Genomic DNA, 22,394 nt, shown 5'->3' with positions numbered 1-22,394 from the left:
TGCTTGATATGGACAAAAATGAAAATAAAAAGTTTTATTTAATTCGTGAAGATGTTTTACCTGAATCAGTGGTTAAAACTTTACAAATCAAAGAAGTTTTGAAAAATGACCCATCATTGTCCATATTTGAAGCAGTGAAGCAATTCGATTTATCCCGCAGTGCGTTTTATAAATATCGAGACACGATATTTCCAGTTGACGAAAAATTAGAGGAAACAAGAGAGTTTACATTGATATTGTATGTAAATGACATCATAGGTATGTTAGCTAAAGTTTTAAATACACTTTCTAAATTAGATTTGTCAGTGCTGACGATTCATCAAAGTATACCGATGGACGGTAGAGCTACCATTACACTATCATTAGATGGTAAAGACACAGATTTAGAAATAGATGAAGTTATAAATTCATTGAAAAAGATTGAACATATTTCTAATGTTGAACTCATTAGTATGACTATATAAGGAAGTGTGACTGTGTACGCATATATTAAAGGAACTTTAACTGTTTTAAATCCTACTCATGTAGTGTTAGAAGCTTCAGGTGTAGGTTATGAGATTCAAACGCCAAACTCATATCGATTTCAAAAATATAAAGATCAAGAGATTTTGATCCATACTTCATTGATTGTAAGAGAAGATGCACAGCTGCTTTATGGCTTTATTAATCAAGAGGAAAAAGACATGTTCTTAAGTTTAATTAAAGTGACAGGCATCGGTCCTAAATCAGCATTAGCAATTTTAGCTAGTAGCTCACCAAATGAAGTGAAAGTTGCAATTGAGAATGAAAATGATGCTTATTTAACAAAATTCCCAGGTATAGGTAAAAAAACAGCGCGTCAAATTGTTTTAGATCTTAAAGGTAAAGTACAAATAACTGAGGAAGATAGCAGTCACTTATTTAATGTAGAACATGATGATCAGCAAAATTCTGCTATTGTTAAAGAAGCGTTACTAGCTTTAGAAGCGCTAGGTTATTCTAAGAGAGAGTTAAATAAAGTTGAAAAAACTTTAAATAAAGAATCTTTTGACTCAATAGACGATGCAGTGAAGCGTGGTTTACAATTGCTCATAGCTTAAGTTTGTTGAAATTTTAAGAAGGGGGAATTACAAATGGATGATAGAATGGTAGATCAATCTATGCATGAAGATGAATCATCATTTGAGTTATCTTTAAGACCAGAAAGATTACGCCAATATATAGGACAGTCAACGATTAAATCAAATTTAGAAGTTTTTATCAAAGCAGCTAAAATTAGGAAAGAACCGTTAGATCATGTGCTATTATTTGGCCCCCCTGGATTAGGCAAGACAACTTTATCCAATATCATCGCGAATGAAATGGAAGTTAATATTAGAACCATATCTGGCCCATCTATTGAAAGACCGGGTGACTTAGCAGCCATTCTGTCTAGTTTACAACCTGGAGACGTGTTGTTTATCGATGAAATACACAGGTTAAGTAGTGTTGTGGAAGAAGTTTTATATCCAGCAATGGAAGATTTCTTTCTTGATATTGTAATAGGTAAGGGAGAAGAAGCGCGAAGTATACGTATAGACTTGCCGCCTTTTACATTGATAGGTGCTACAACCAGAGCAGGAAGCTTAACTGCGCCTTTACGTGATCGATTTGGTGTTCATCTGAGATTAGAATATTATAGAGAAGATGAATTAAAAGAAATTATAATACGCACCGCAGAAGTATTAGGTACGACTATTGATGATGAAAGTGCAATTGAACTTGCGAAAAGAAGTAGAGGTACACCGAGAGTTGCGAACAGACTGTTAAAACGCGTAAGAGATTTTCAACAAGTTAAAGAAGATGAATTGATTAGTATTGATACGACAAAACAATCACTAGCATTGTTACAAGTAGATGATGAAGGATTAGATTATATTGATCATAAGATGATGAACTGCATCCTAGAACAATATAAAGGTGGCCCAGTAGGTTTAGATACAATTGCTGTTTCTATTGGAGAAGAACGTGTCACAATAGAAGATGTTTACGAACCATTTTTAATACAAAAAGGTTTTATTGAACGTACACCAAGAGGGCGTAGAGCGACAGCTTATGCTTATGAACATTTTAGTAAGAATGGAAAGAAGGAATAGTTTTGGATATTGAAGCATTTGATTATCATTTGCCAGAATCATTAATCGCTCAAACGCCTCTAAAAACTAGAGATGAGAGTAGATTGCTTGTGCTTGGTAGAAAAACTGGAAATATTGTGCATAAACACTTTAAAAATATCATTGATTATTTAGAAGCAGGAGATACATTAGTACTTAATGACACAAAAGTCATGCCTGCACGCTTATTTGGTTTGAAAGAAGAAACAGGTGCAAAAGTGGAAATGCTGATGCTAACGCAACTCGAAGATAATGACTGGGAAGTCTTATTGAAACCAGCAAAAAGAATTAAAGTAGGAGACAAATTGTCTTTTGGTGAAGGCAAAATAGTAGCTGAATGTATCGAAACATTAGATCAAGGCGGAAGAATCATGCGTTTAAACTATGAAGGTATATTACAAGAGCGCTTGGATGAATTAGGCGAAATGCCCTTACCTCCTTACATTAAAGAGCGTTTGGATGACCCAGATCGTTATCAAACCGTTTATGCAAAAGCATCCGGATCGGCGGCGGCTCCTACAGCTGGACTTCACTTCACCGATAAACTACTTGAGCAATTGCAAGCTAAAGGTGTTAATATCGCATTCATTACTTTGCATGTTGGATTAGGTACATTTAGACCTGTGAGTGTTGAAAATATAGATGATCACGAAATGCATAGTGAATATTATCAGATGGATCAAGATACGGCAGATTTACTAAACCATACAAAATCAAATGGGCATCGTATTATTTCAGTAGGTACGACTTCTACTAGAACATTGGAAACAATCATGCAATCACGTAACAATTTTGTAGCAGACAGTGGATGGACTGATATTTTTATCTATCCTGGCTTTAAATTTAAAGCGATAGATGGATTAATTACCAACTTTCACTTGCCGAAATCCACATTAGTTATGTTAGTTTCTGCATTTAGTTCAAGAGATTACATACTGAACGCCTATCAACAGGCAGTCAAATTGGAATATAGATTTTTTAGTTTCGGCGATGCAATGTTAATTTTATAGGAATGAAACGAAAGGAGTTTTTGTATGCCAGCTGTAACGTATGAACATATAAAAACATGTAAACAATCTGGAGCAAGATTAGGAATCGTGCATACACCTCATGGATCGTTTGAAACACCAATGTTTATGCCTGTTGGAACCAAAGCCACAGTGAAAACGATGAGCCCTGAAGAATTGCATCAGATGGAAGCAAAAATAATATTAGGAAATACATATCATTTGTGGTTGCAACCAGGAAATGATATTATCAAAAAGAGTGGGGGATTACATCAGTTCATGAACTGGAATGGTCCAATACTGACAGATTCAGGTGGTTTTCAAGTATTTAGTTTAAGTAATTTAAGAAAAATTACTGAAGAAGGTGTTGAATTCCGTCATCATACTAATGGTTCGAAATTATTCTTGAGTCCTGAAAAATCAATGCAGATTCAAAATGACCTTGGTTCAGATATTATGATGGCATTTGATGAATGTCCACCTATGCCAGCTGAATATAAATATGTAAAAGATTCAATCGAAAGAACAAGTAGATGGGCTGCTAGATGTTTACAAGCGCATCAAAGACCCGAAGATCAAGCTTTATTTGGTATTATCCAAGGTGGAGAATATAAAGATTTACGTCAACAAAGCGCTGAAGAGTTAGTGGCGTTGGATTTTCCTGGATATGCAATTGGAGGTTTATCTGTTGGAGAACCAAAGCCAGTAATGTATGATATGGTCTCGCATACACAACAATTTATGCCTAAAGACAAACCGCGCTATTTAATGGGTGTGGGTTCGCCAGATGCATTAATAGAATGTAGCATTCGAGGTATGGATATGTTTGATTGTGTATTACCTACGCGTATTGCACGTAATGGTACATGTATGACTTCACATGGCCGTGTTACTATAAAAAATGCTAAATATGCTGAAGATTTAGGTCCACTTGATGATAATTGTGACTGCTATACTTGTAAAAATTATAGTAGAGCATACATAAGGCATTTAATAAAAGCAGAAGAAACTTTTGGTATCCGTCTTACTACTTATCATAATTTACATTTCTTGCTGAAATTAATGGAAAACATCCGACAAGCTATTCGTGATGATCGTTTACTTGATTTTAAAGAAGAATTTTTTGAACAGTATGGACTAAATGTAGAAAACCCAAAAAACTTTTAAAAGGGAGCAATAACTATATGCAATTTACTTCATTGATATTACCGATATTATTATTAGTATTAATGTGGTTCTTCTTAATTAGACCACAACAGAAAAAGGCTAAAGAGCATCGTGAAATGATTAGTCAGATTTCATCTGGACAACACGTTACGACTATAGGTGGCATTAAAGGAACTGTACGTAGCGTTGACGAAACTACAGTTGTATTAACTTTAAATGGCAACGGTACAGAAATTACTCTAGAAAAGCCAGCTATTAAACAAGTTGATCCTTCATAAATCACGTTATAATTACGAACTGATATATACTATCAGTTCGTTTTTTGTTTAACAAAACCTAAAGATATTGGACTTTAAAGATATAGTTGGTGTTATAATGAAAGATAGACAAAAGCAAATATTTTATATAGCTTAAGTAATCATTACAATTGATAACACTTACATTTAAAAAGAAGTTACAAATAAGTTAAGTTTGTTTTTACACTACATGTAATGTGTTAAAATATGTAAGGTTATTGAGAAAAAGTTTAATCGTCGAGTAAATGATAAAGATGGCGATTGAATTCTGAAAAAATTATAACATAAGCTTACAATGAGGTGTTCAAGTGAAGAAGAGTAGTAGAATAGTTGCATTTATATTACTTGTGGTTCTATTGTTAGGCGGGATAGGACTTACATATAAAAATGTAGTTAAAAATGTCAGCCTCGGATTAGATTTACAAGGTGGTTTTGAGGTTTTATATCAAGTTGATCCTTTACAAAAAGGAGATAAAATTGATGATAAAGCTGTCAAAGCCACAGCAAAAACACTTGAAAACCGTGTGAACGTTTTAGGGGTTTCTGAACCTAAAATTCAAGTGGAAGATAAAAATAGAATCCGTGTACAATTAGCAGGTATAAAAAATCAATCTCAAGCTAGAGAAATTTTATCATCACAAGCTAATTTAACGATTCGTGATGCTGATGACAATATCAAACTTACGGGTAAAGATATACAACAGGGTTCAGCGAAACAAGAATTCAAACAAAATACGAATCAGCCCGCGGTTACTTTTAAATTAAAAGATAGTGATAAATTTAAAAAAGTAACAGAAGAAATTTCAAAAAAAGATGAAAATGTCATGGTTGTATGGCTAGATCACGAAAAAGGTGATACTTACCATAAAGAAATGAATAAAAAAGATCCAAAATACGTGTCTGCTGCTTCAGTTGACAAACCTATCAATTCAGATAGTGTGGAAATTTCTGGTGGATTTAAAGGTGAAAAAGGGATTGAAGAAGCAAAACAAATTGCTGATTTATTAAATTCCGGGTCATTACCTGTAGATTTAAATGAAATTTACTCAAATTCAGTAGGTGCACAATTTGGACAAGATGCATTAGATAAAACCATATTTGCTGCGGCAATTGGTATTGCAGTTATTTATTTATTTATGTTAGGTTTCTATCGTTTACCAGGATTAGTAGCTGTTATTGCACTTACTGTTTATATTTACTTAACATTAGTAGCATTTAATTTCATTTCTGGTGTCTTAACGTTACCAGGCCTTGCAGCTTTAGTGCTGGGTGTCGGTATGGCAGTCGATGCGAATATTATCATGTATGAACGGATTAAAGATGAACTGAAAATTGGACGAACACTTAAACAAGCTTACAAAAAAGCGAATAAAAGTTCATTCTTAACCATAGTAGATGCGCAGCTTACAACTGTGATTGCTGCTGCTGTATTGTTCTTCTTTGGTGAAAGTTCTGTTAAAGGTTTCGCAACGATGTTGTTACTTGGCATATTAATGATTTTTGTAACAGCAGTATTTTTATCCAGATGGTTGCTATCATTGCTTGTTTCTTCAAATTTCTTCAAAAAATCATCTTGGTTGTTTGGTGTGAACAAGCATCATATTGCAGATATAAATGAAGGTAAGGAAGTTCATGATTTAAAAACCCCTTATGAGCGTTGGGATTTCATGAAGTTAGCCAAGCCATTGTTGTCACTAAGCGTACTAATTTTAATTGTCGGTGCAGTGATACTGTTTATTTTCAAACTAAACTTAGGTATTGATTTTACAAGTGGTACAAGAGTTGACTTTGAATCAAAAGATAAAATATCTGAAGCGAAAGTGACAAAAACACTTGAAGATCAAGATTTTAAACCTACACAAGTTTCTTTAGGTGAAAATGGTAAAAATGCAACAGTACAATTTAAAAATGATTTATCTAAAGATGAAGTTTCAAAAATTAAGAACACAATTGATAAATCATTTGGCAATGATCCAACGGTAAATACTGTTTCACCAGTTATAGGTCAAGAATTGGCTAAAAATGCGATGATGGCATTATTATATGCTGCCATTGGTATCATTATTTATATCACTTTCAGATTTGAATGGCGTATGGGACTGTCTTCAGTACTAGCATTATTACACGATGCATTTATGATTGTGGCAGTTTTCAGTCTATTTAGATTAGAAGTTGATATTACATTTATTGCAGCCGTGCTAACTATCATTGGTTACTCAATTAATGATACGATTGTAACGTTTGACAGGGTGCGTGAGAACTTGCATAAAATAAAAGTGATTACGAAACCTGAACAAATCGATGATATTGTCAATAGATCGATTCGTCAAACAATGACGCGTTCTATCAATACAGTGCTGACAGTGATTATTGTCGTAGTTGCACTATTAGCATTCGGTGCACCAAGTATTTTCAATTTCTCATTAGCGTTGTTAATTGGTTTAATATCTGGTGTGTTCTCATCAGTATTTATAGCTGTTCCTTTATGGGGAATTATGAAAAAACGTCAGCTTAAAAAATCAGACGACAATAAACTTATTGTATATAAAGAGAAAAAATCAAATGATGAAAAAATATTAGTATAATTAATATCTAATAGGTACTAACTTAAAAATCAATCATAAATCAGTATGGGAGAAAAAGCCCGTTTCTAAAATAGATGACTAATCCGTGGTAAAAGCGGATTAGTCATTTTTTATATTGAATGTATTGTAATTTTTGACTATGCATGTACTCATAGATAAATGATTTATTTATGTCATAAACTATTCAACTATTAAGAATAGGAGTTTTAAGTTATGGTTGAATTAAAGGTTACTACTTTTTATTTTTTGGATTCTTTTGTATAATTGCTTGTGGAAATGAGGGAGAATAGTATGATTAAATCAAAATATAATTGGGACGTTAAATTACCTGAAGTTGAAATATCAGATCATATTTCAGCAGATTTAAAGCTAACTCCTATTGTAAAAAAAGTTTTGGAAAGTAAAGGTATTACAGATGAAACCGATATTCGTAATCTTTTAGAAGGAGTCCAAATGACACATGATCCTTGGAAGATGAGCGATATGGAAAAAGCTATTGAACGTATCAATGTGGCGATAGATCAAAATCAAAAGATTTTAGTATATGGTGACTATGACGCGGATGGTGTTACTTCAACGACTATATTGGTCACTACATTGAAAGAACTTGGTGCCCATGTAGGTTGGTATATACCAAATCGTTTTTCTGAAGGTTATGGTCCTAATGAATTGGCTTTTAAGAATGCCTATGATGAGGGGATATCTTTAATCATAACCGTAGATAATGGTATTCAAGGCCATGATGAAATACAAATGGTTCAAGACTTGGGTGTCGATGTTATTGTCACAGACCACCATGAAATTGGTAAAACGATGCCTAATGCATACGCTATTGTCCACCCAATGCATCCTGAGTTTGAATATCCTTTTAAATATTTATGTGGTGCGGGCGTTGCTTATAAGCTAGCTCAATGTTTATTGGAAGAACCACCTGTTTATTTTTTAGGTTTGGTTGCAATTGGAACAATCGCTGATTTAGTATCTTTAACGGATGAAAATAGAACATTGGTTCAAAACGGTTTAGCATCATTAAATAAATATTGTCCTCCATCAATAAAAGCTATACTTAACCAAGCAGGTTATAATGATGAAATCAACGAGGAGACCGTCGGGTTTATTATAGGGCCTCGATTAAATGCTGTTGGTCGATTAGAAGATGCTGCACTTGCTGCAGAGCTACTAATGACTGAAACAGAAGATGAAGCGATGTTTTTAGCCGAACAAGTTGAATTTTTTAACCAAGAGCGTAAAGACATCGTGTCTCAAATTACCGAAGAAGCACTTGTAATGGCAGAAGAACAAGTACAGCAAGGCTCAAAATTTTTATTGTTAGCCAAAGCAGATTGGCATGAGGGTGTACTTGGTATTGTAGCGTCAAAAATTGTGGAAACATACAGTCTACCAACATTAATTTTAAATATAGATGAAGCTCAAAATCACGCAAAAGGTTCAGCTCGAAGCATCGATCAAGTGTCGATGTTTGAAATTTTAAGTGATTATTCTCAGTTAATTACAAAATTCGGTGGTCACCATATGGCAGCTGGGATCACAATGCCTATAGAAAATATTCAACAACTACAAAACAGTTTAAATGAGTGGATGGCACAATTAGCCAAAACAACTTCACTTGAACCACGTAAAAAAGTTGATGTATTGATTTCAGAAAGTGACATTACGATACAAAACATCAAAGATATTCAGAGATTACGACCATTTGGCACAGATTTCACTAGCCCGTGCTTTGAATTACAAGACGTTCTTGTACAACAAGTTAAAGGCATTGGTCAGGAGAAAAAACATTTGAAACTCGTTATCGGTGAAAGTCAATTACAAGCAATTTTTTGGCAAAATGGTGCTTTAGTAAAAGAATTGGGTGTACAACAGCCTATTAATGTCATTGGCACATTACAAATTAATGAATGGAATGGATTTCAATCGCCTCAATTTATGATTGAAGATTTAGCGAGTCATAATTTACAGATTTTAGACTATAGAAGTAAAAACAAAGTAAATGATTTAAATGCTGATGCTAAGGATGTTGCTTATTTAATTCATCAAAGAAGTGAAAAGTTAGGTGAAAATTATCATTATTATGGTGATGAAATTAGTAATAACTATGAAAAATACGTCTTTAGAGATCTGCCAACGTCTATAAATGATTTAAAAACAACATTAAAAACTGTTGATATATCCCAAATATATCTCGTGTTAAATCATGATAGATCAATATACTTTGAAGGTATGCCAAAAATGGAAACATTTAAACAATGTTTTAAGGCACTTGCTACTAAAAAAGAAACAAATTTAGCTAATGAAGGCGTACAACTATGTAAATTTTTAAATATTCAACCAAACATGCTTAAATTTATCTTGAAAGTTTTCTTGGATTTAGAGTTTATTCAAGTTGAAGATGGTATAATCAAATTAAAAGATGTTTCAACGAAACGTGATATTGCTTCGAGTAAATATTATCAAAGTCGTATTGATAGAATTGAAGTTGAAAAGTTATTGCTTTATGAAGATTTTAATCGCTTAAAGCAATGGATAAAAGATGAATTGGTACAATAATAGGAGGAAGTTTGTATGGATTTAAAACAATATGTATCTGAAGTTTCAGACTGGCCACAACCAGGGGTTAACTTCAAAGATATCACAACAATAATGGACAACGGTGAAGCTTACGGATATGCAACGGATCAAATTGTTAAATATGCAAAACAACGAGATGTTGATGTCGTTGTAGGACCAGAGGCTAGAGGTTTTATCATTGGCTGTCCTGTCGCATATTCAATGGGTATTGGCTTTGCACCAGTGCGAAAAGAAGGCAAACTTCCTAGAGAAGTCATTCGGTATGAGTATAATTTAGAGTATGGCACAAATGTATTAACTATGCACAAAGATGCAATTAAACCAGGGCAACGTGTGTTGATTACGGATGATTTACTAGCTACAGGTGGTACGATTGAAGCGGCAATTAAATTGGTTGAACAATTAGGTGGTATAGTTGTAGGTATCGCTTTCATTATAGAATTAAAATATTTAAAAGGTATTGAAAAAATTAAAGCGTATGATGTAATGAGTTTAATCTCATATGATGAATAATAATATTTATAATTGACGAAATTTTAAAGCCAAATGAAAACATTTAAGATGATTTCATTTGGCTCTTTATATTTATTAAAATAGTATTTATGATTAATTAACTGAAACATCTTTTATGTGTATTAAAAAAATTAAAATTCAACTACATTTTGCCAATTGTCAAAGGTACGCATTTATTTATTTAATAACATGTAGTATTATATAACTATTATACATAATTTGACCTAATAGCGTAAAAATACGTTACAATCGATATAAAATAATACTGGGTATCTAATCATGATTAATATTTAGTATAGGGGTGTCTTAAGTGAACAATGAATATCCATACAGTGTGGACGAAGTATTATCTAAAGCAAAATCATATTTGTCAAAAGAAGATTATGAATATGTATTGAAAAGTTACCATCTAGCTTATGAGGCACACGAAGGTCAATTTCGTAAAAATGGCTTGCCATATATTATGCATCCTATACAAGTAGCTGGGATTTTAACCGAAATGCATTTAGATGGTCCAACCATTGTTGCAGGTTTTTTACATGACGTGATTGAGGACACACCTTATACGTTTGATGATGTAAAAGGCATGTTTAATGAAGAAATTGCCATAATCGTAGAAGGCGTGACGAAGCTAAAAAAAGTAAAATATCGTTCTAAAGAAGAACAGCAAGCAGAGAACCATCGCAAGCTATTTATTGCTATCGCTAAAGATGTCCGTGTTATTCTTGTTAAATTAGCGGATCGGTTACATAATATGAGAACATTGAAAGCAATGCCACGAGAGAAACAAATAAGGATTTCAAAAGAAACCTTAGAAATCTATGCCCCTTTAGCACATAGATTGGGGATTAATACGATTAAATGGGAATTAGAAGATACAGCACTTAGATATATTGATAGTGTGCAATATTTCAGAATCGTTAATCTCATGAAGAAAAAACGTAGTGAACGAGAAGAATATATACAAAATGCTATCAATCGCATAGATACAGAAATGGGAAAAATGAATATAATCGGCGATATTAATGGTAGACCTAAACATATATATAGTATTTATAGAAAAATGGTTAAACAAAAGAAACAATTTGATCAAATATTTGATTTATTAGCTATTAGAATCATCGTTAATTCAATCAACGATTGCTATGCTGTATTGGGTCTTGTGCATACACTATGGAAACCTATGCCTGGTAGATTTAAAGATTATATTGCTATGCCGAAGCAAAATATGTATCAATCTCTACATACTACGGTCGTTGGACCCAATGGCGATCCTTTAGAAATTCAGATAAGAACTTATGAAATGCATGAAATTGCAGAACATGGGGTTGCAGCACATTGGGCATATAAAGAAGGTAAAAAAGTTACTGAGAAAACACAAAATTTCAATAAAAAATTAAATTGGATCAAAGAACTTGCTGAAACGGATAGTACTACGACCGATGCAGAAGAGTTTATGGAAACTTTAAAATTTGATTTACAAAGCGATAAAGTATATGCCTTTACACCAGAAAGTGATGTAATAGAGTTACCTTATGGTGCTGTGCCAATCGATTTTGCATATGCTGTACATAGCGAGGTAGGAAATAAGATGATTGGTGCTAAGGTCAATGGGAAAATTGAACCAATAGATTATGTGCTGAAAACCGGTGATATCGTTGAGATCAGAACAAGTAAGCACTCTTACGGTCCAAGTCGTGATTGGTTGAAAATTGTTAAATCTTCTAGTGCCAAAAGTAAGATACGCAGTTTCTTTAAAAAACAAGATCGATCTTCTAATATTGAAAAAGGTAAGTTTATGGTCGAAGCAGAAATAAAAGATCAGGGTTACCGAGTAGATGCAGTCTTAACGGATGATAATATAGAAGTTGTAAAAGATAAATATAATTTTTCTAACGAAGAAGATTTATTTGCTGCAGTAGGATTTGGTGGCGTGACTGCTTTACAAATCGTAAATAAGTTAACTGAAAAACAACGGATTCAAGACAAACAAAAAGCCTTGAATTCAGTACAAGAAGTACAAAAATCTGTGCCCATTAAGGACGACATTACTACAGATAGTGGCGTTTACGTTGAAGGAATTGAAAATGTACTGATTAAATTATCAAAATGTTGTAATCCAATCCCTGGTGATGATATTGTTGGATATATCACTAAAGGTCATGGTATTAAAGTGCATCGAACGGATTGCCCTAATATCAAAAATGAAAAAGACAGATTAATTAGTGTCGAATGGGTACGCTCTAAAGATGCGACACAACGATATCAGGTTGACTTAGAAGTTACAGCTTATGACCGCAATGGTTTATTAAATGAAGTTTTACAAGCCGTTAATTCCACTAAAAGTAACTTAGTTAAAGTTTCTGGTCGTTCAGATATTGATAAAAATGCAATCATTAATATTGGTGTTATGGTGAAAAATGTAAATGAAGTCTATCAAGTTGTTGATAAAATAAAACAGCTTGGTGATGTTTACACAGTAACAAGAGTTTGGAATTAGAGGTGAAACATACATGAAGATTATAGTTCAAAGAGTGAAAGAAGCATCTGTTTCTAATGGTTCAATAGATAATAAAATTAATAAAGGCTATTGTTTGTTTGTTGGAGTAGGTAAATCATCTACAGAAGCTGATATTGATACATTAGTAAGAAAAATCGTGAATGCCCGATTGTTTGAAGATGATAATGGCAAACTTAATTTGAATTTGCAACAAGTACAAGGCGAGATTCTTTCTATCTCACAGTTCACACTATATGCAGATGTAAGAAAAGGCAATAGACCTGGGTTTACCAATTCAATGCCGCCAGATAAAGCTAATGAACTTTATGAAAAATTTAATGATGCTTTACGCGATTATCACATAAATGTATTAACAGGTGAATTTGGTACAGATATGCTTGTAAATATTGCTAACGATGGACCAGTGACGATTATTTATGAAAGTCAGGATGGCAAAATCGTATGAAAACAATCAATACTTGGCTAGATAAACATAATTTTAAAAATTTTCCAACGCTAATTGTTGCGTTAGCATTTGTCATATTTATTTTTATGCTCATCGCTTTTCTAAATCATAATGATGAAGATTCGAATACGATATATATCACTGAAGATACTGATTTGAGAACAGGTCCTAATGCTGTATATCCAACTATTAAACCGGCAAACCAAGGTCAAAGTTATAATAAAATTGGTAAGTCTGGTAAATGGATAGAAGTTGAGTCAAGTAATCATAAAGATAAAGGATGGGTGGCTGGTTGGCATACAAATCTAAATATTCAGGCAGATGCGAACGCAAACGAGAAACCACTAAAAGATAAAACAATTGTACTTGATCCTGGTCATGGAGGAAGTGACCAGGGTGCTTCAAGTAATACAAAAAAGAAAAGTACTGAAAAAGTTTACACACTGAAGACAGCTAAAGAAATGAAAAAACTGCTTGAAAAAGAAGGTGCTACTGTAAATATGACGAGAAGTTCAGATAGTTATGTGAGCTTGGACGATCGTAATATTAAAGGTGATGCTTTTATCAGTATACATAACGATTCACTCAAATCTTCTAAAGCTAATGGAACGACAGTTTATTGGCTTAAAAACAACCAAGAGGCACTTGCAGAAACATTAAATATGTACATACAAAAGAAAGCCTTACTGACAAATAAAGGCGCTAGACAAGAAAACTTCCAAGTATTGAGACAGACGAATGTACCCGCTGTTTTATTAGAGTTAGGTTATATTAGCAACCCAACCGATGAAAATATGATAACAAACCAATTACATCGCCATATTGTTGAACAAGCAGTTGTCGATGGTTTACGTGCATATTTTTCAGAATAAAAAGGTTGCATATTAATCAATAACTCGTTATTATTAAATATGAATTCTATATTAAAACCGTTATTATTCTTGACTATGCTAAATGAAACGTCAACATTTTTAAATGTGTAGAGACATAATTCGTGGCTGGAAAATTATGCTTAGTAGTTTAGTTATAAAAACACAAGAAGAGGTGCTTTATGAAATTAAAGCCGTGTGACGAACGTTATCCGTATGAAGTGGGTTAGAAAAAATTCATTGATAACTTTTTCTAACCAATTAGGGTGGCAACACGGATATTCGTCCCTTGTATAACTGAATAGTTATGCAAGGGACTTTTTATTGTATAAAAGGAGAGGTTTTATGATAAATATTCCTAGAGGAACACAAGATATTTTACCAAGTGAAACAAAAAAATGGCGATATATTGAAGCAAAATTAGATGAATTGATGGAATTATATAATTATGAAGAAATCCGTACACCGATATTTGAAAGTACTGAATTATTTGCACGTGGTGTTGGTGATTCAACGGATGTCGTGCAAAAAGAAATGTATACATTCAAAGATAAAGGTGATCGCAGTATCACTCTGAGACCTGAAGGTACTGCTGCAGTCGTACGTTCATATATTGAAAATAAAATGCAAGGGTTACCTAATCAACCAATAAAATTGTACTACAATGGGCCAATGTTCCGGTATGAACGAAAACAAAAAGGTCGTTATCGTCAATTTACACAATTTGGTGTAGAAGCCATAGGTGCAGAAAATCCAAGTATCGATGCTGAAATTTTGGCAATGGTCATGCATATCTATCAGTCATTTGGTCTTAAACATTTAAAATTAGTCATTAATAGTATTGGAGATATTGATTCTCGTAAAGAATATAATGAAGCTTTGGTTAAACATTTTGAACCAGTAATTGGCGATTTTTGTAAAGATTGCCAAGCACGCCTGCACACGAATCCAATGAGAATTTTAGATTGTAAGATTGATAAAGATAAAGAATCAGTTAAAACCGCACCACGAATTACGGAATATTTAAATGCTAATTCAAAGACTTATTTTGAGGAAGTAAAACAACATTTAAATGATTTAGACATTGAATATGAAGAAGATCCTAACTTAGTAAGAGGTCTAGATTATTATACACACACAGCATTTGAACTTATGATTGATAATCCGAATTATGAAGGTGCAATTACGACATTATGTGGGGGTGGCCGTTATAATGGTTTACTTGAATTGTTAGATGGTCCAAGTCAAACTGGTATTGGTTTTGCACTTAGTATTGAGAGATTATTAATGGCCTTAGAAGAAGAAGGCATTGAATTAGACGTAGACCACGACTTTGATTTATTTATCGTTACGATGGGTCAAGAAGCAGACCGTTATGCAGTAAAATTATTAAATGATTTACGTCAAAATGGTGTGAAAGCGGACAAAGATTATATTGAACGTAAAGTGAAAGGGCAAATGAAACAAGCTGATAGATTAAATGCCAAATATACTGTTGTGATTGGCGATCAAGAGTTAGCAGAAAAAAATATTAATGTAAAAAATATGGAGACCGGGGAATCAGAACGTATTGATTTGAACGAACTTGTTAACTATTTTAGAAATTAAGGAGAAGATATCATGAGTAAGCGTACAACATATTGTGGTTTAGTGACTGAATCACTATTAGAACAAGAAGTTATATTAAAAGGTTGGGTACACAATCGTAGAGATTTAGGTGGACTGATCTTTGTAGATTTACGTGACCGCGAAGGTTATGTACAAATTGTGTTTAATCCAGATTTTTCTGAAGAAGCATTACGTATAGCTGAAACAATTAGATCTGAGTATGTAGTTGAAGTAAAAGGTATTGTAAAAAAACGTGACCCAGAAACAGTAAATCCCAAAATTGCTACAGGTCAAGTTGAAGTACAAGTATCAGATATTGAGATTATTAATAAAGCTGAAACACCACCTTTTGCCTTAAATGAGGATAATCAAAATGTGGATGAAAATATAAGACTAAAATATAGATATTTAGATTTAAGACGTCAAGAATTAGCACAAACGTTTAAGATGAGACATCAAACGACACGTTCAATTAGACAATATTTAGATGGTGAAGGTTTTTATGATATTGAAACACCAGTGTTAACTAAGTCAACACCAGAAGGTGCGCGAGATTATTTAGTACCATCTCGTGTTCATGAAGGTGAATTTTATGCATTACCTCAATCACCACAAATATTTAAACAATTGTTAATGATTAGTGGTTTTGATAAATATTATCAAATTGTTAAATGTTTCCGTGATGAAGATTTACGTGCAGACCGTCAACCAGAATTTACGCAAGTTGATATTGAAATGAGCTTTGTTGATCAAGAAGATGTCATGGACATGGGTGAAGAAATGTTACAAAAAGTTGTAAAAGATGTAAAAGAAGTGGAAGTGCCTCGTCCATTCCCAAGAATGACTTATGATGAAGCAATGGCGCGTTTTGGTTCTGATAAACCAGATACACGATTTGGTATGGAATTAATGAATGTTTCAGAACTTGGTGAAATCATGGAATTTAAAGTCTTCAAAGATGCAGTAAATAACGATGGACAAGTGAAGGCAATTGTAGCTAAAGGTGCGTCTGATAATTATACTAGAAAAGATATTGATGCTTTAACTGAATTTGTTAATATATATGGTGCCAAAGGTTTGGCATGGGTTAAAGTAGTTGATGAAGGTTTAAATGGCCCTATAGCTAAATTCTTTGAAGCAGACCATGTTGAAAAATTAAAAGCCTTGACTGGTGCGCAATCTGGAGATTTAGTCTTATTTGTAGCTGACAAGCCTAATGTTGTAGCTCAAAGCTTAGGTGCACTTAGATTAAAATTGGCTAAAGAACTAGATTTAATCGACGAAAGTAAGTTGAATTTCTTGTGGGTAACAGATTGGCCATTACTTGAATACGATGAAGAGTTAAAACGTTATACTGCTGCACACCATCCATTTACAGCACCGAAACAAGAAGATATTAGCAAATTAGATACTGAACCTGAAAATGCTCAAGCTAATGCATATGATATTGTTTTAAATGGTTATGAACTTGGTGGCGGTTCAATTAGAATTCACAATGAAGATTTACAATCAAAAATGTTTGAAGTATTAGGATTTACTGAAGAACAAGCTAGAGAACAGTTTGGTTTCTTATTAGATGCATTTAAATATGGTGCGCCACCACATGGCGGTATTGCTTTAGGCTTAGACCGCTTAGTTATGTTGTTAACTGGACGTACAAACTTACGTGACACAATTGCATTCCCTAAAACTGCATCTGCAACTTGTTTATTAACAAATGCACCTAGTGAAGTATCAGAAAATCAATTGGAAGAACTCTCATTAAGAATTAGACATTAATTTTTATTAAGTCTTTATTCTTGCTAAATTCTAATAATGTGTTATTATACTTGCATAAGGTAGTCATCTGTAGTGTTCGTAAGTTTGCTTCATATTTGGGCCTAACACTCTTTGATCCGGGAGCCCAATAGGTTTTCTTGCAGCGCACACGCCTCTTAAGGAGGACTTGCAAAACAAGAAACAGGGCACCCACCTGTTAATAGCAGGCCGAATGATCAAGCAATTTATAACTACGGCACGCACGGACTCTATCGGTACGCAAGACTTCGGTCTTGCGTATTTTTTTTATCGTTATAATTTATTGTTTTACAATTAATCGGATCGTAAAAATGTTATGATTATAGTATTCGCTAAATAAGGAGTTTAAAAATGAAACATCAATTTTCAAGAAATGAATTGGCATACGGCAAAGAGGGTTTAGAATTATTAAAACAAAAAACCGTTGTTGTTTTAGGGGTAGGAGGCGTTGGCTCATTTGCAGCTGAAGCATTAGCGCGTACGAATATAGGTCATATTATATTAATAGACAAAGACGATGTTGATATAACGAACGTCAATCGACAGTTACATGCTTTAACATCTACAATAGGTCAAAGTAAAGTCACATTAATGGAAGAGCGCATCAAATTAATCAATCCTGAATGTGAAGTTACATCACTCCATATGTTTTATACAGAAGAAACATACGAAGCCTTGTTTAATAACTATGATATCGATTATTTTATAGATGCAAGTGATACACTGATATATAAAGTTCATCTTATGAAAGAATGTCTTGAAAGAGGTATTTCTGTAATTTCGAGTATGGGTGCCGCAAATAAAACAGATCCGACACGTTTCCAAATTGCAGATATTTCTAAAACTTATATGGATCCAATGGCTAAATTGATACGTCGTAAATTGAAAAAATTAGGTATATACAAAGGGATACCTGTAGTATTTTCAGATGAAAGTCCAATCGTTATAAGAGAAGATGTCAAAGAAACAGTTGGCGATGCAAATGCACCAACTAGGAAAGGGCAAATGCCACCCTCATCAAATGCATTTGTACCCAGTGTTGTGGGGTTGATATGTGCAAGCTATGTGGTTAATGACATACTCAAAGATATACCTGTAACAAGAATCAAAGATAAATAAAGATATCAACGAACCGCGTTAACACAGGAAGTCATTTCAAATGTGTTAACGCGGTTGTTTGATATAACCTTAAACTAATGATTATTTTGTTGTGCCTTGTTGATATTGTCAAAAATAGATTTAAGCTGTTGTTCTGTTTTTGATGTTGTTTTAGGTGTATAGTAAATTTTGTTTTTTAATTTATCAGGCAAATATTGTTGTGCGATAAATCCATTATCATAATTATGAGGATACTTATAACCTATTGCTCTACCCAAAGCTTTGGCACCTGAGTAATGACCATCTTTTAAATGGTCGGGAATTTGTCCTACATGACCTTTTCGAATATCTGACAGTGCTGCGTCGATAGCAGTGATTCCAGAATTAGATTTAGGAGACAGACACAATTCAATTACCGCTTGACTCAAAGGAATTCTTGCTTCTGGAAATCCTAGTCTTTCAGCAGATTCAATTGCTGCTAAAGTTCGTTGGCCTGCACCAGGTGAAGCTAAACCTATGTCTTCATAACTAATCACTAATAATCTTCTGACAATGGTGGGTAGGTCTCCAGCTTCTATTAAACGTGCTAAATAATGCAATGCTGCATTTACATCACTTCCTCGAATTGACTTTTGAAATGCACTCATCACATCGTAATGCATATCACCATCCTTATCACTGACAAAAGCACCTTTTTGCAAGCAATCTTTAGCATCTTCTAATGTAATATGTCTTTGATTTTCTTTAACTTCAGCACTGAGCACAGCTAATTCTAAAGCATTCAGTGCACTTCTAACGTCACCTTGGCTTTGTGTAGTGAAATAATTCATCGCATCTTCATCAATGACTGGATTGTATGAAGCTAATCCACGTGATTCATCGTGGAGAGCCCTTTCTAAAGAAATTTTTATATCATTATCATCTAATGGATATAATTCGAAAATTTGCGCTCTTGATCGAATTGCAGGATTAATTGCGTGATATGGATTTGATGTTGTAGCACCAATCAACACAATTTTTCCACTTTCGAGATGCGGTAGTAAAAAATCTTGTTTAGCTTTATCTAAACGGTGTATCTCATCTAATAATAAAATGACTTGTCCAGACATTTTTGCTTCTTCAACAATGAGTTGCATATCTTTTTTAGTATTTGTAACAGCATTTAGCTGACGGAATTTAAATTGAGTACTACCTGAAATTGCTTTAGCAATACTCGTTTTACCAATTCCAGGTGGACCATAAAAAATCATGGATGATAGTCGTTTGGTATTGACCATTCTACGTATAATACCTTTATCACCAACTAAGTGATCTTGTGAAATAATTTCATCAATATTATTTGGTCGCATTCTTGAAGCGAGTGGTTCGTTCGTCACAATCTTTCACACCTTTCTAATATTATCTTAACGTAAAAAATGATAGAATGTTAATATATAGTATTCGAATTAAGTGAGGTTATATAATGAAAATATCAACAAAAGGCAGATATGGCTTAACACTAATGATATCTTTAGCCAAAAAGCAAGGGCAAGGATGTGTTTCGTTAAAATCTATAGCTGAAGAAAATAATTTAAGTGATCTTTATCTAGAACAACTCGTAGGTCCATTAAGAAATGCTGGTTTAATCCGAAGTGTTCGTGGAGCAAAAGGTGGTTATCAATTGAGAGTATCAGCTGAAGAAATTACTGCTGGTGACATTATTCGTTTGTTAGAAGGACCAATTACATTTGTAGAAAGTATTGATTCTGAACCTCCTGCGCAAAAACAACTTTGGATTAGAATGAGAGATGCAGTTAGAGAAGTATTAGATAATACAACTTTAAAATATTTAGCAGATTATAATGAAACTAATAATTTAGATGGATATATGTTCTATATATAAGATGTAAAATTGTTATTTATTAAAACGTTTCTTTGTCATTAACTGAAAATACTTAAAAAAATTTGTTTTAAATGTTTACGTCTTAAGTATTGTGGTATTTAATAAATACATTGCTAAGGAGGTATTATTTATGGCAGATGAAAATAAATTCGAACAAGCAAAAGGAAACGTTAAAGAAACAGTTGGTAATGTTGCCGACAATAAAGACTTAGAAAAAGAAGGTAAAGAAGATAAAACTTCTGGTAAAGCCAAAGAAGTAGTAGAAAATGCAAAAGATAAAGCAAATGAAGTTATCGATAAATTTAAAAAATAATAATCGGTAACTAATACTAAAAAGGTGGTTTTATTATGTCTGATTTCTTGAATAAAGCAAAAGAAACTGCAAAAAATGTTTCTGATAAATTAAAAGATACGGATAACGAAAAAGCAAAGCAAGCATCTGAACAAATCGATAATTTCACTGGTGGCAGTGACGATAAAAAAGATGACAAAGATAAAAAAGACGACAAAAAATAAAATTGTCTTTAAAGTTTAAGTTTATTCGCTTAAATATAGAAAAGCCCAGGTTTCTAACTAGAAACTGGGCTTTTCTATATTTAATTAAAAAGTTGAAATAATATTTTTAAGTTTACGATACGATTCAAGTTGTGCTTCTTGATCATAGATGTAACTAATTGCCATTAATTCATCTATTTCACCATATTCATCAATAAATGATTTTAATTTTTGTTTAACCGTTTCTTCAGAACCGATGAGTGAACTTTGCATACGTTGTTTGGCAATTTCATATTCAGTAAGCGTGAGTAGTCCCTTTAAATCGTCAGTTGGTGGTTGTACAGGTTGCATTCTTCCTCTAGTAATGCTTACCATTACCTGAGCCTGTGTTGTTGCCAGATATTCTGCTTGTGTATCTGTATCAGCAACGATGGCATTTAAGCAAACAATCACATATGGCTTGCTTAATACCTCTGAAGGTTCAAATAGTTCTTTATAAATTTCAATTGCTTCTTTCATTTGTTGTGGTGCAAAATGACCTGCAAAGACATAAGGTAATCCTTTGCGTGCAGCCAAGTGTGCAGAATCAGTTGAAGAACCCAATATATAAAGAGGTACATTTTTACCAACGGCTGGATATGCACGGACATACGTTTGTTGATTACCTGGACCAAAATAAGTTGCAAGTTGTTCTACTTCTTCAGGGAATTCATAAACGCCATTGTGTTGATCTCTACGTAACGCACTTGCAGTCATCATATCAGTACCTGGCGCACGCCCTAAACCTAAATCAACGCGATTTGGAAATACAGTTTCCATTGTCCCAAATTGTTCTGCAACAATGAGAGGTGCATGATTAGGTAACATGATGCCACCAGAGCCTACCCTTATTTTAGAAGTATGTTCTAATGTATGTTGTATTAATAACGCAGTGGCTGAACTGACAAGGTTAGGTGCGTTATGATGTTCTGCAATCCAATATCTTTCATAATCCAGTTCTTCTAAATTTTGTGCTAATTTAACCATATCACTAATTGCATCTTGGTCGGATTGACCTTCTCTAATTGGAACTAGATTAAGTGCAGATAATTTAATATCGCTCATTTCACTATGTCCTCCTTAAATATATTAATATATTGCAGTATAACAGTCTAAATAAAACTTGCGTAAGAAATTGCTCACTGTTATACTATATGAAATTAAAAAGTTAGGTGGCCTTATTAAGACAATGGATAAATCTCATGAAAACAAACAATATCAATTATTTAATCAAAAAAGTAATATATGGGATAAGACATGGTCTTAATGCAAAATCATCACTCAAGTACCTAACATAAATAATGTTCGGATTGTTAAGGCATGTCGTATCCCTTAAGAAAGAGGGAATTTG

General features: G+C 33.3%; 20 protein-coding genes and 1 other RNA gene. 19 read left to right on the top strand and 2 right to left on the bottom strand.

Features of this window, described 5'->3' with window-relative positions; all coding sequences use genetic code 11:
• The first annotated feature begins 8 nt into the window (after positions 1-8).
• From HMPREF2586_RS10895 to HMPREF2586_RS10820, 16 genes are all read left to right on the top strand, one after another.
• Positions 9-464 (top strand): ACT domain-containing protein, encoded by a 456-nt coding sequence (locus HMPREF2586_RS10895; protein ID WP_046207921.1) that lies wholly within the window; start codon positions 9-11, stop codon positions 462-464.
• A 12-nt stretch (positions 465-476) separates the two neighbouring features.
• Positions 477-1,079, top strand: coding sequence for a Holliday junction branch migration protein RuvA (gene ruvA / locus HMPREF2586_RS10890; protein WP_070658660.1), 603 nt, complete (start codon positions 477-479; stop codon positions 1,077-1,079).
• Positions 1,080-1,112: 33 nt separating this feature from the next.
• The gene (gene ruvB / locus HMPREF2586_RS10885; protein ID WP_046207919.1) at positions 1,113-2,114 is read left to right on the top strand and encodes a Holliday junction branch migration DNA helicase RuvB; all 1,002 of its coding nucleotides are present in this window, start codon (positions 1,113-1,115) and stop codon (positions 2,112-2,114) included.
• 2 nt (positions 2,115-2,116) lie between these two features.
• Complete coding sequence (queA, locus tag HMPREF2586_RS10880) at positions 2,117-3,142, top strand: tRNA preQ1(34) S-adenosylmethionine ribosyltransferase-isomerase QueA (protein WP_070039355.1); 1,026 nt, start codon at positions 2,117-2,119, stop codon at positions 3,140-3,142.
• A gap of 24 nt (positions 3,143-3,166) precedes the next feature.
• Positions 3,167-4,306, top strand: a complete 1,140-nt coding sequence (tgt, locus tag HMPREF2586_RS10875) for a tRNA guanosine(34) transglycosylase Tgt (protein WP_019468513.1) — start codon at positions 3,167-3,169, stop codon at positions 4,304-4,306.
• A gap of 17 nt (positions 4,307-4,323) precedes the next feature.
• Positions 4,324-4,584: a preprotein translocase subunit YajC gene (gene yajC / locus HMPREF2586_RS10870; RefSeq protein WP_019468514.1), complete on the top strand. Its 261-nt coding sequence runs from the start codon at positions 4,324-4,326 to the stop codon at positions 4,582-4,584.
• Between the two features lie 326 nt (positions 4,585-4,910).
• The gene (gene secDF, locus HMPREF2586_RS10865; RefSeq protein ID WP_046207916.1) at positions 4,911-7,187 is read left to right on the top strand and encodes a protein translocase subunit SecDF; all 2,277 of its coding nucleotides are present in this window, start codon (positions 4,911-4,913) and stop codon (positions 7,185-7,187) included.
• Between the two features lie 291 nt (positions 7,188-7,478).
• The gene (recJ, locus tag HMPREF2586_RS10860) at positions 7,479-9,755 is read left to right on the top strand and encodes a single-stranded-DNA-specific exonuclease RecJ (protein ID WP_046208093.1); all 2,277 of its coding nucleotides are present in this window, start codon (positions 7,479-7,481) and stop codon (positions 9,753-9,755) included.
• Between the two features lie 15 nt (positions 9,756-9,770).
• A complete protein-coding gene (locus tag HMPREF2586_RS10855; RefSeq protein WP_046208094.1) occupies positions 9,771-10,289 on the top strand; it encodes an adenine phosphoribosyltransferase in 519 nt (172 codons plus the stop codon).
• A 310-nt stretch (positions 10,290-10,599) separates the two neighbouring features.
• On the top strand, positions 10,600-12,789 hold the full coding sequence (locus tag HMPREF2586_RS10850) for a RelA/SpoT family protein (RefSeq protein ID WP_046208095.1): 2,190 nt from the start codon (positions 10,600-10,602) through the stop codon (positions 12,787-12,789).
• Between the two features lie 13 nt (positions 12,790-12,802).
• Positions 12,803-13,255 carry a D-aminoacyl-tRNA deacylase gene (dtd, locus tag HMPREF2586_RS10845; protein WP_046208096.1) on the top strand — a complete coding sequence of 151 codons (453 nt, stop codon included), beginning with the start codon at positions 12,803-12,805 and terminating at the stop codon, positions 13,253-13,255.
• Positions 13,252-14,127 carry an N-acetylmuramoyl-L-alanine amidase family protein gene (locus HMPREF2586_RS10840; protein ID WP_046208097.1) on the top strand — a complete coding sequence of 292 codons (876 nt, stop codon included), beginning with the start codon at positions 13,252-13,254 and terminating at the stop codon, positions 14,125-14,127. Before dtd ends, HMPREF2586_RS10840 begins: the two co-directional genes overlap by 4 nt.
• A 342-nt stretch (positions 14,128-14,469) precedes the next feature.
• Entirely contained in the window at positions 14,470-15,732 is a 1,263-nt protein-coding gene (gene hisS, locus HMPREF2586_RS10835; RefSeq protein ID WP_070658658.1) for a histidine--tRNA ligase, read from the top strand.
• A gap of 12 nt (positions 15,733-15,744) precedes the next feature.
• Positions 15,745-17,511: an aspartate--tRNA ligase gene (gene aspS / locus HMPREF2586_RS10830; RefSeq protein WP_070658655.1), complete on the top strand. Its 1,767-nt coding sequence runs from the start codon at positions 15,745-15,747 to the stop codon at positions 17,509-17,511.
• 61 nt (positions 17,512-17,572) lie between these two features.
• A non-coding RNA gene (gene ssrS / locus HMPREF2586_RS10825) (6S RNA) lies at positions 17,573-17,763 on the top strand.
• 117 nt (positions 17,764-17,880) lie between these two features.
• A complete protein-coding gene (locus HMPREF2586_RS10820; RefSeq protein ID WP_046208100.1) occupies positions 17,881-18,648 on the top strand; it encodes a tRNA threonylcarbamoyladenosine dehydratase in 768 nt (255 codons plus the stop codon).
• A gap of 74 nt (positions 18,649-18,722) precedes the next feature.
• Here the strand turns inward: HMPREF2586_RS10820 and HMPREF2586_RS10815 are convergent, their stop codons facing one another.
• Complete coding sequence (locus tag HMPREF2586_RS10815; RefSeq protein WP_046208101.1) at positions 18,723-20,003, bottom strand: replication-associated recombination protein A; 1,281 nt, start codon at positions 20,001-20,003, stop codon at positions 18,723-18,725.
• Positions 20,004-20,089: 86 nt separating this feature from the next.
• Between HMPREF2586_RS10815 and cymR the strand changes: the two genes are divergently transcribed.
• The 3 genes from cymR to HMPREF2586_RS12895 all read left to right on the top strand — a co-directional run bounded on the left by cymR (position 20,090) and on the right by HMPREF2586_RS12895 (position 21,025).
• Positions 20,090-20,509: a cysteine metabolism transcriptional regulator CymR gene (cymR, locus tag HMPREF2586_RS10810; protein WP_019469423.1), complete on the top strand. Its 420-nt coding sequence runs from the start codon at positions 20,090-20,092 to the stop codon at positions 20,507-20,509.
• Between the two features lie 130 nt (positions 20,510-20,639).
• On the top strand, positions 20,640-20,822 hold the full coding sequence (locus tag HMPREF2586_RS10805; RefSeq protein ID WP_046208102.1) for a CsbD family protein: 183 nt from the start codon (positions 20,640-20,642) through the stop codon (positions 20,820-20,822).
• Between the two features lie 35 nt (positions 20,823-20,857).
• The gene (locus HMPREF2586_RS12895; protein ID WP_157947928.1) at positions 20,858-21,025 is read left to right on the top strand and encodes a hypothetical protein; all 168 of its coding nucleotides are present in this window, start codon (positions 20,858-20,860) and stop codon (positions 21,023-21,025) included.
• Positions 21,026-21,109: 84 nt separating this feature from the next.
• Here the strand turns inward: HMPREF2586_RS12895 and HMPREF2586_RS10800 are convergent, their stop codons facing one another.
• A complete protein-coding gene (locus HMPREF2586_RS10800) occupies positions 21,110-22,108 on the bottom strand; it encodes an LLM class flavin-dependent oxidoreductase (protein ID WP_070812740.1) in 999 nt (332 codons plus the stop codon).
• Between the last annotated feature and the right edge of the window lie 286 nt (positions 22,109-22,394).

This window comes from Staphylococcus sp. HMSC034G07, from assembly GCF_001835975.1.
GTDB classification, from domain to species: domain Bacteria; phylum Bacillota; class Bacilli; order Staphylococcales; family Staphylococcaceae; genus Staphylococcus; species Staphylococcus ureilyticus.
This window is presented reverse-complemented; position numbering and strand designations above follow the sequence as displayed.

What these genes read in the sequence shown, in the direction of transcription:
- HMPREF2586_RS10805 (WP_046208102.1), top strand. Translation starts at nt 20,640, where the DNA reads ATGGCAGATGAAAATAAATTCGAACAAGCAAAAGGAAACGTTAAAGAA.
- HMPREF2586_RS10855 (WP_046208094.1), top strand. Translation starts at nt 9,771, where the DNA reads ATGGATTTAAAACAATATGTATCTGAAGTTTCAGACTGGCCACAACCA.
- yajC (WP_019468514.1), top strand. Translation starts at nt 4,324, where the DNA reads ATGCAATTTACTTCATTGATATTACCGATATTATTATTAGTATTAATG.
- hisS (WP_070658658.1), top strand. Translation starts at nt 14,470, where the DNA reads ATGATAAATATTCCTAGAGGAACACAAGATATTTTACCAAGTGAAACA.
- HMPREF2586_RS10800 (WP_070812740.1), bottom strand. Translation starts at nt 22,108, where the DNA reads ATGAGCGATATTAAATTATCTGCACTTAATCTAGTTCCAATTAGAGAA.
- ruvB (WP_046207919.1), top strand. Translation starts at nt 1,113, where the DNA reads ATGGATGATAGAATGGTAGATCAATCTATGCATGAAGATGAATCATCA.
- aspS (WP_070658655.1), top strand. Translation starts at nt 15,745, where the DNA reads ATGAGTAAGCGTACAACATATTGTGGTTTAGTGACTGAATCACTATTA.
- recJ (WP_046208093.1), top strand. Translation starts at nt 7,479, where the DNA reads ATGATTAAATCAAAATATAATTGGGACGTTAAATTACCTGAAGTTGAA.
- dtd (WP_046208096.1), top strand. Translation starts at nt 12,803, where the DNA reads ATGAAGATTATAGTTCAAAGAGTGAAAGAAGCATCTGTTTCTAATGGT.
- tgt (WP_019468513.1), top strand. Translation starts at nt 3,167, where the DNA reads ATGCCAGCTGTAACGTATGAACATATAAAAACATGTAAACAATCTGGA.
- cymR (WP_019469423.1), top strand. Translation starts at nt 20,090, where the DNA reads ATGAAAATATCAACAAAAGGCAGATATGGCTTAACACTAATGATATCT.
- HMPREF2586_RS10840 (WP_046208097.1), top strand. Translation starts at nt 13,252, where the DNA reads ATGAAAACAATCAATACTTGGCTAGATAAACATAATTTTAAAAATTTT.
- HMPREF2586_RS12895 (WP_157947928.1), top strand. Translation starts at nt 20,858, where the DNA reads ATGTCTGATTTCTTGAATAAAGCAAAAGAAACTGCAAAAAATGTTTCT.
- HMPREF2586_RS10895 (WP_046207921.1), top strand. Translation starts at nt 9, where the DNA reads ATGGACAAAAATGAAAATAAAAAGTTTTATTTAATTCGTGAAGATGTT.
- HMPREF2586_RS10820 (WP_046208100.1), top strand. Translation starts at nt 17,881, where the DNA reads ATGAAACATCAATTTTCAAGAAATGAATTGGCATACGGCAAAGAGGGT.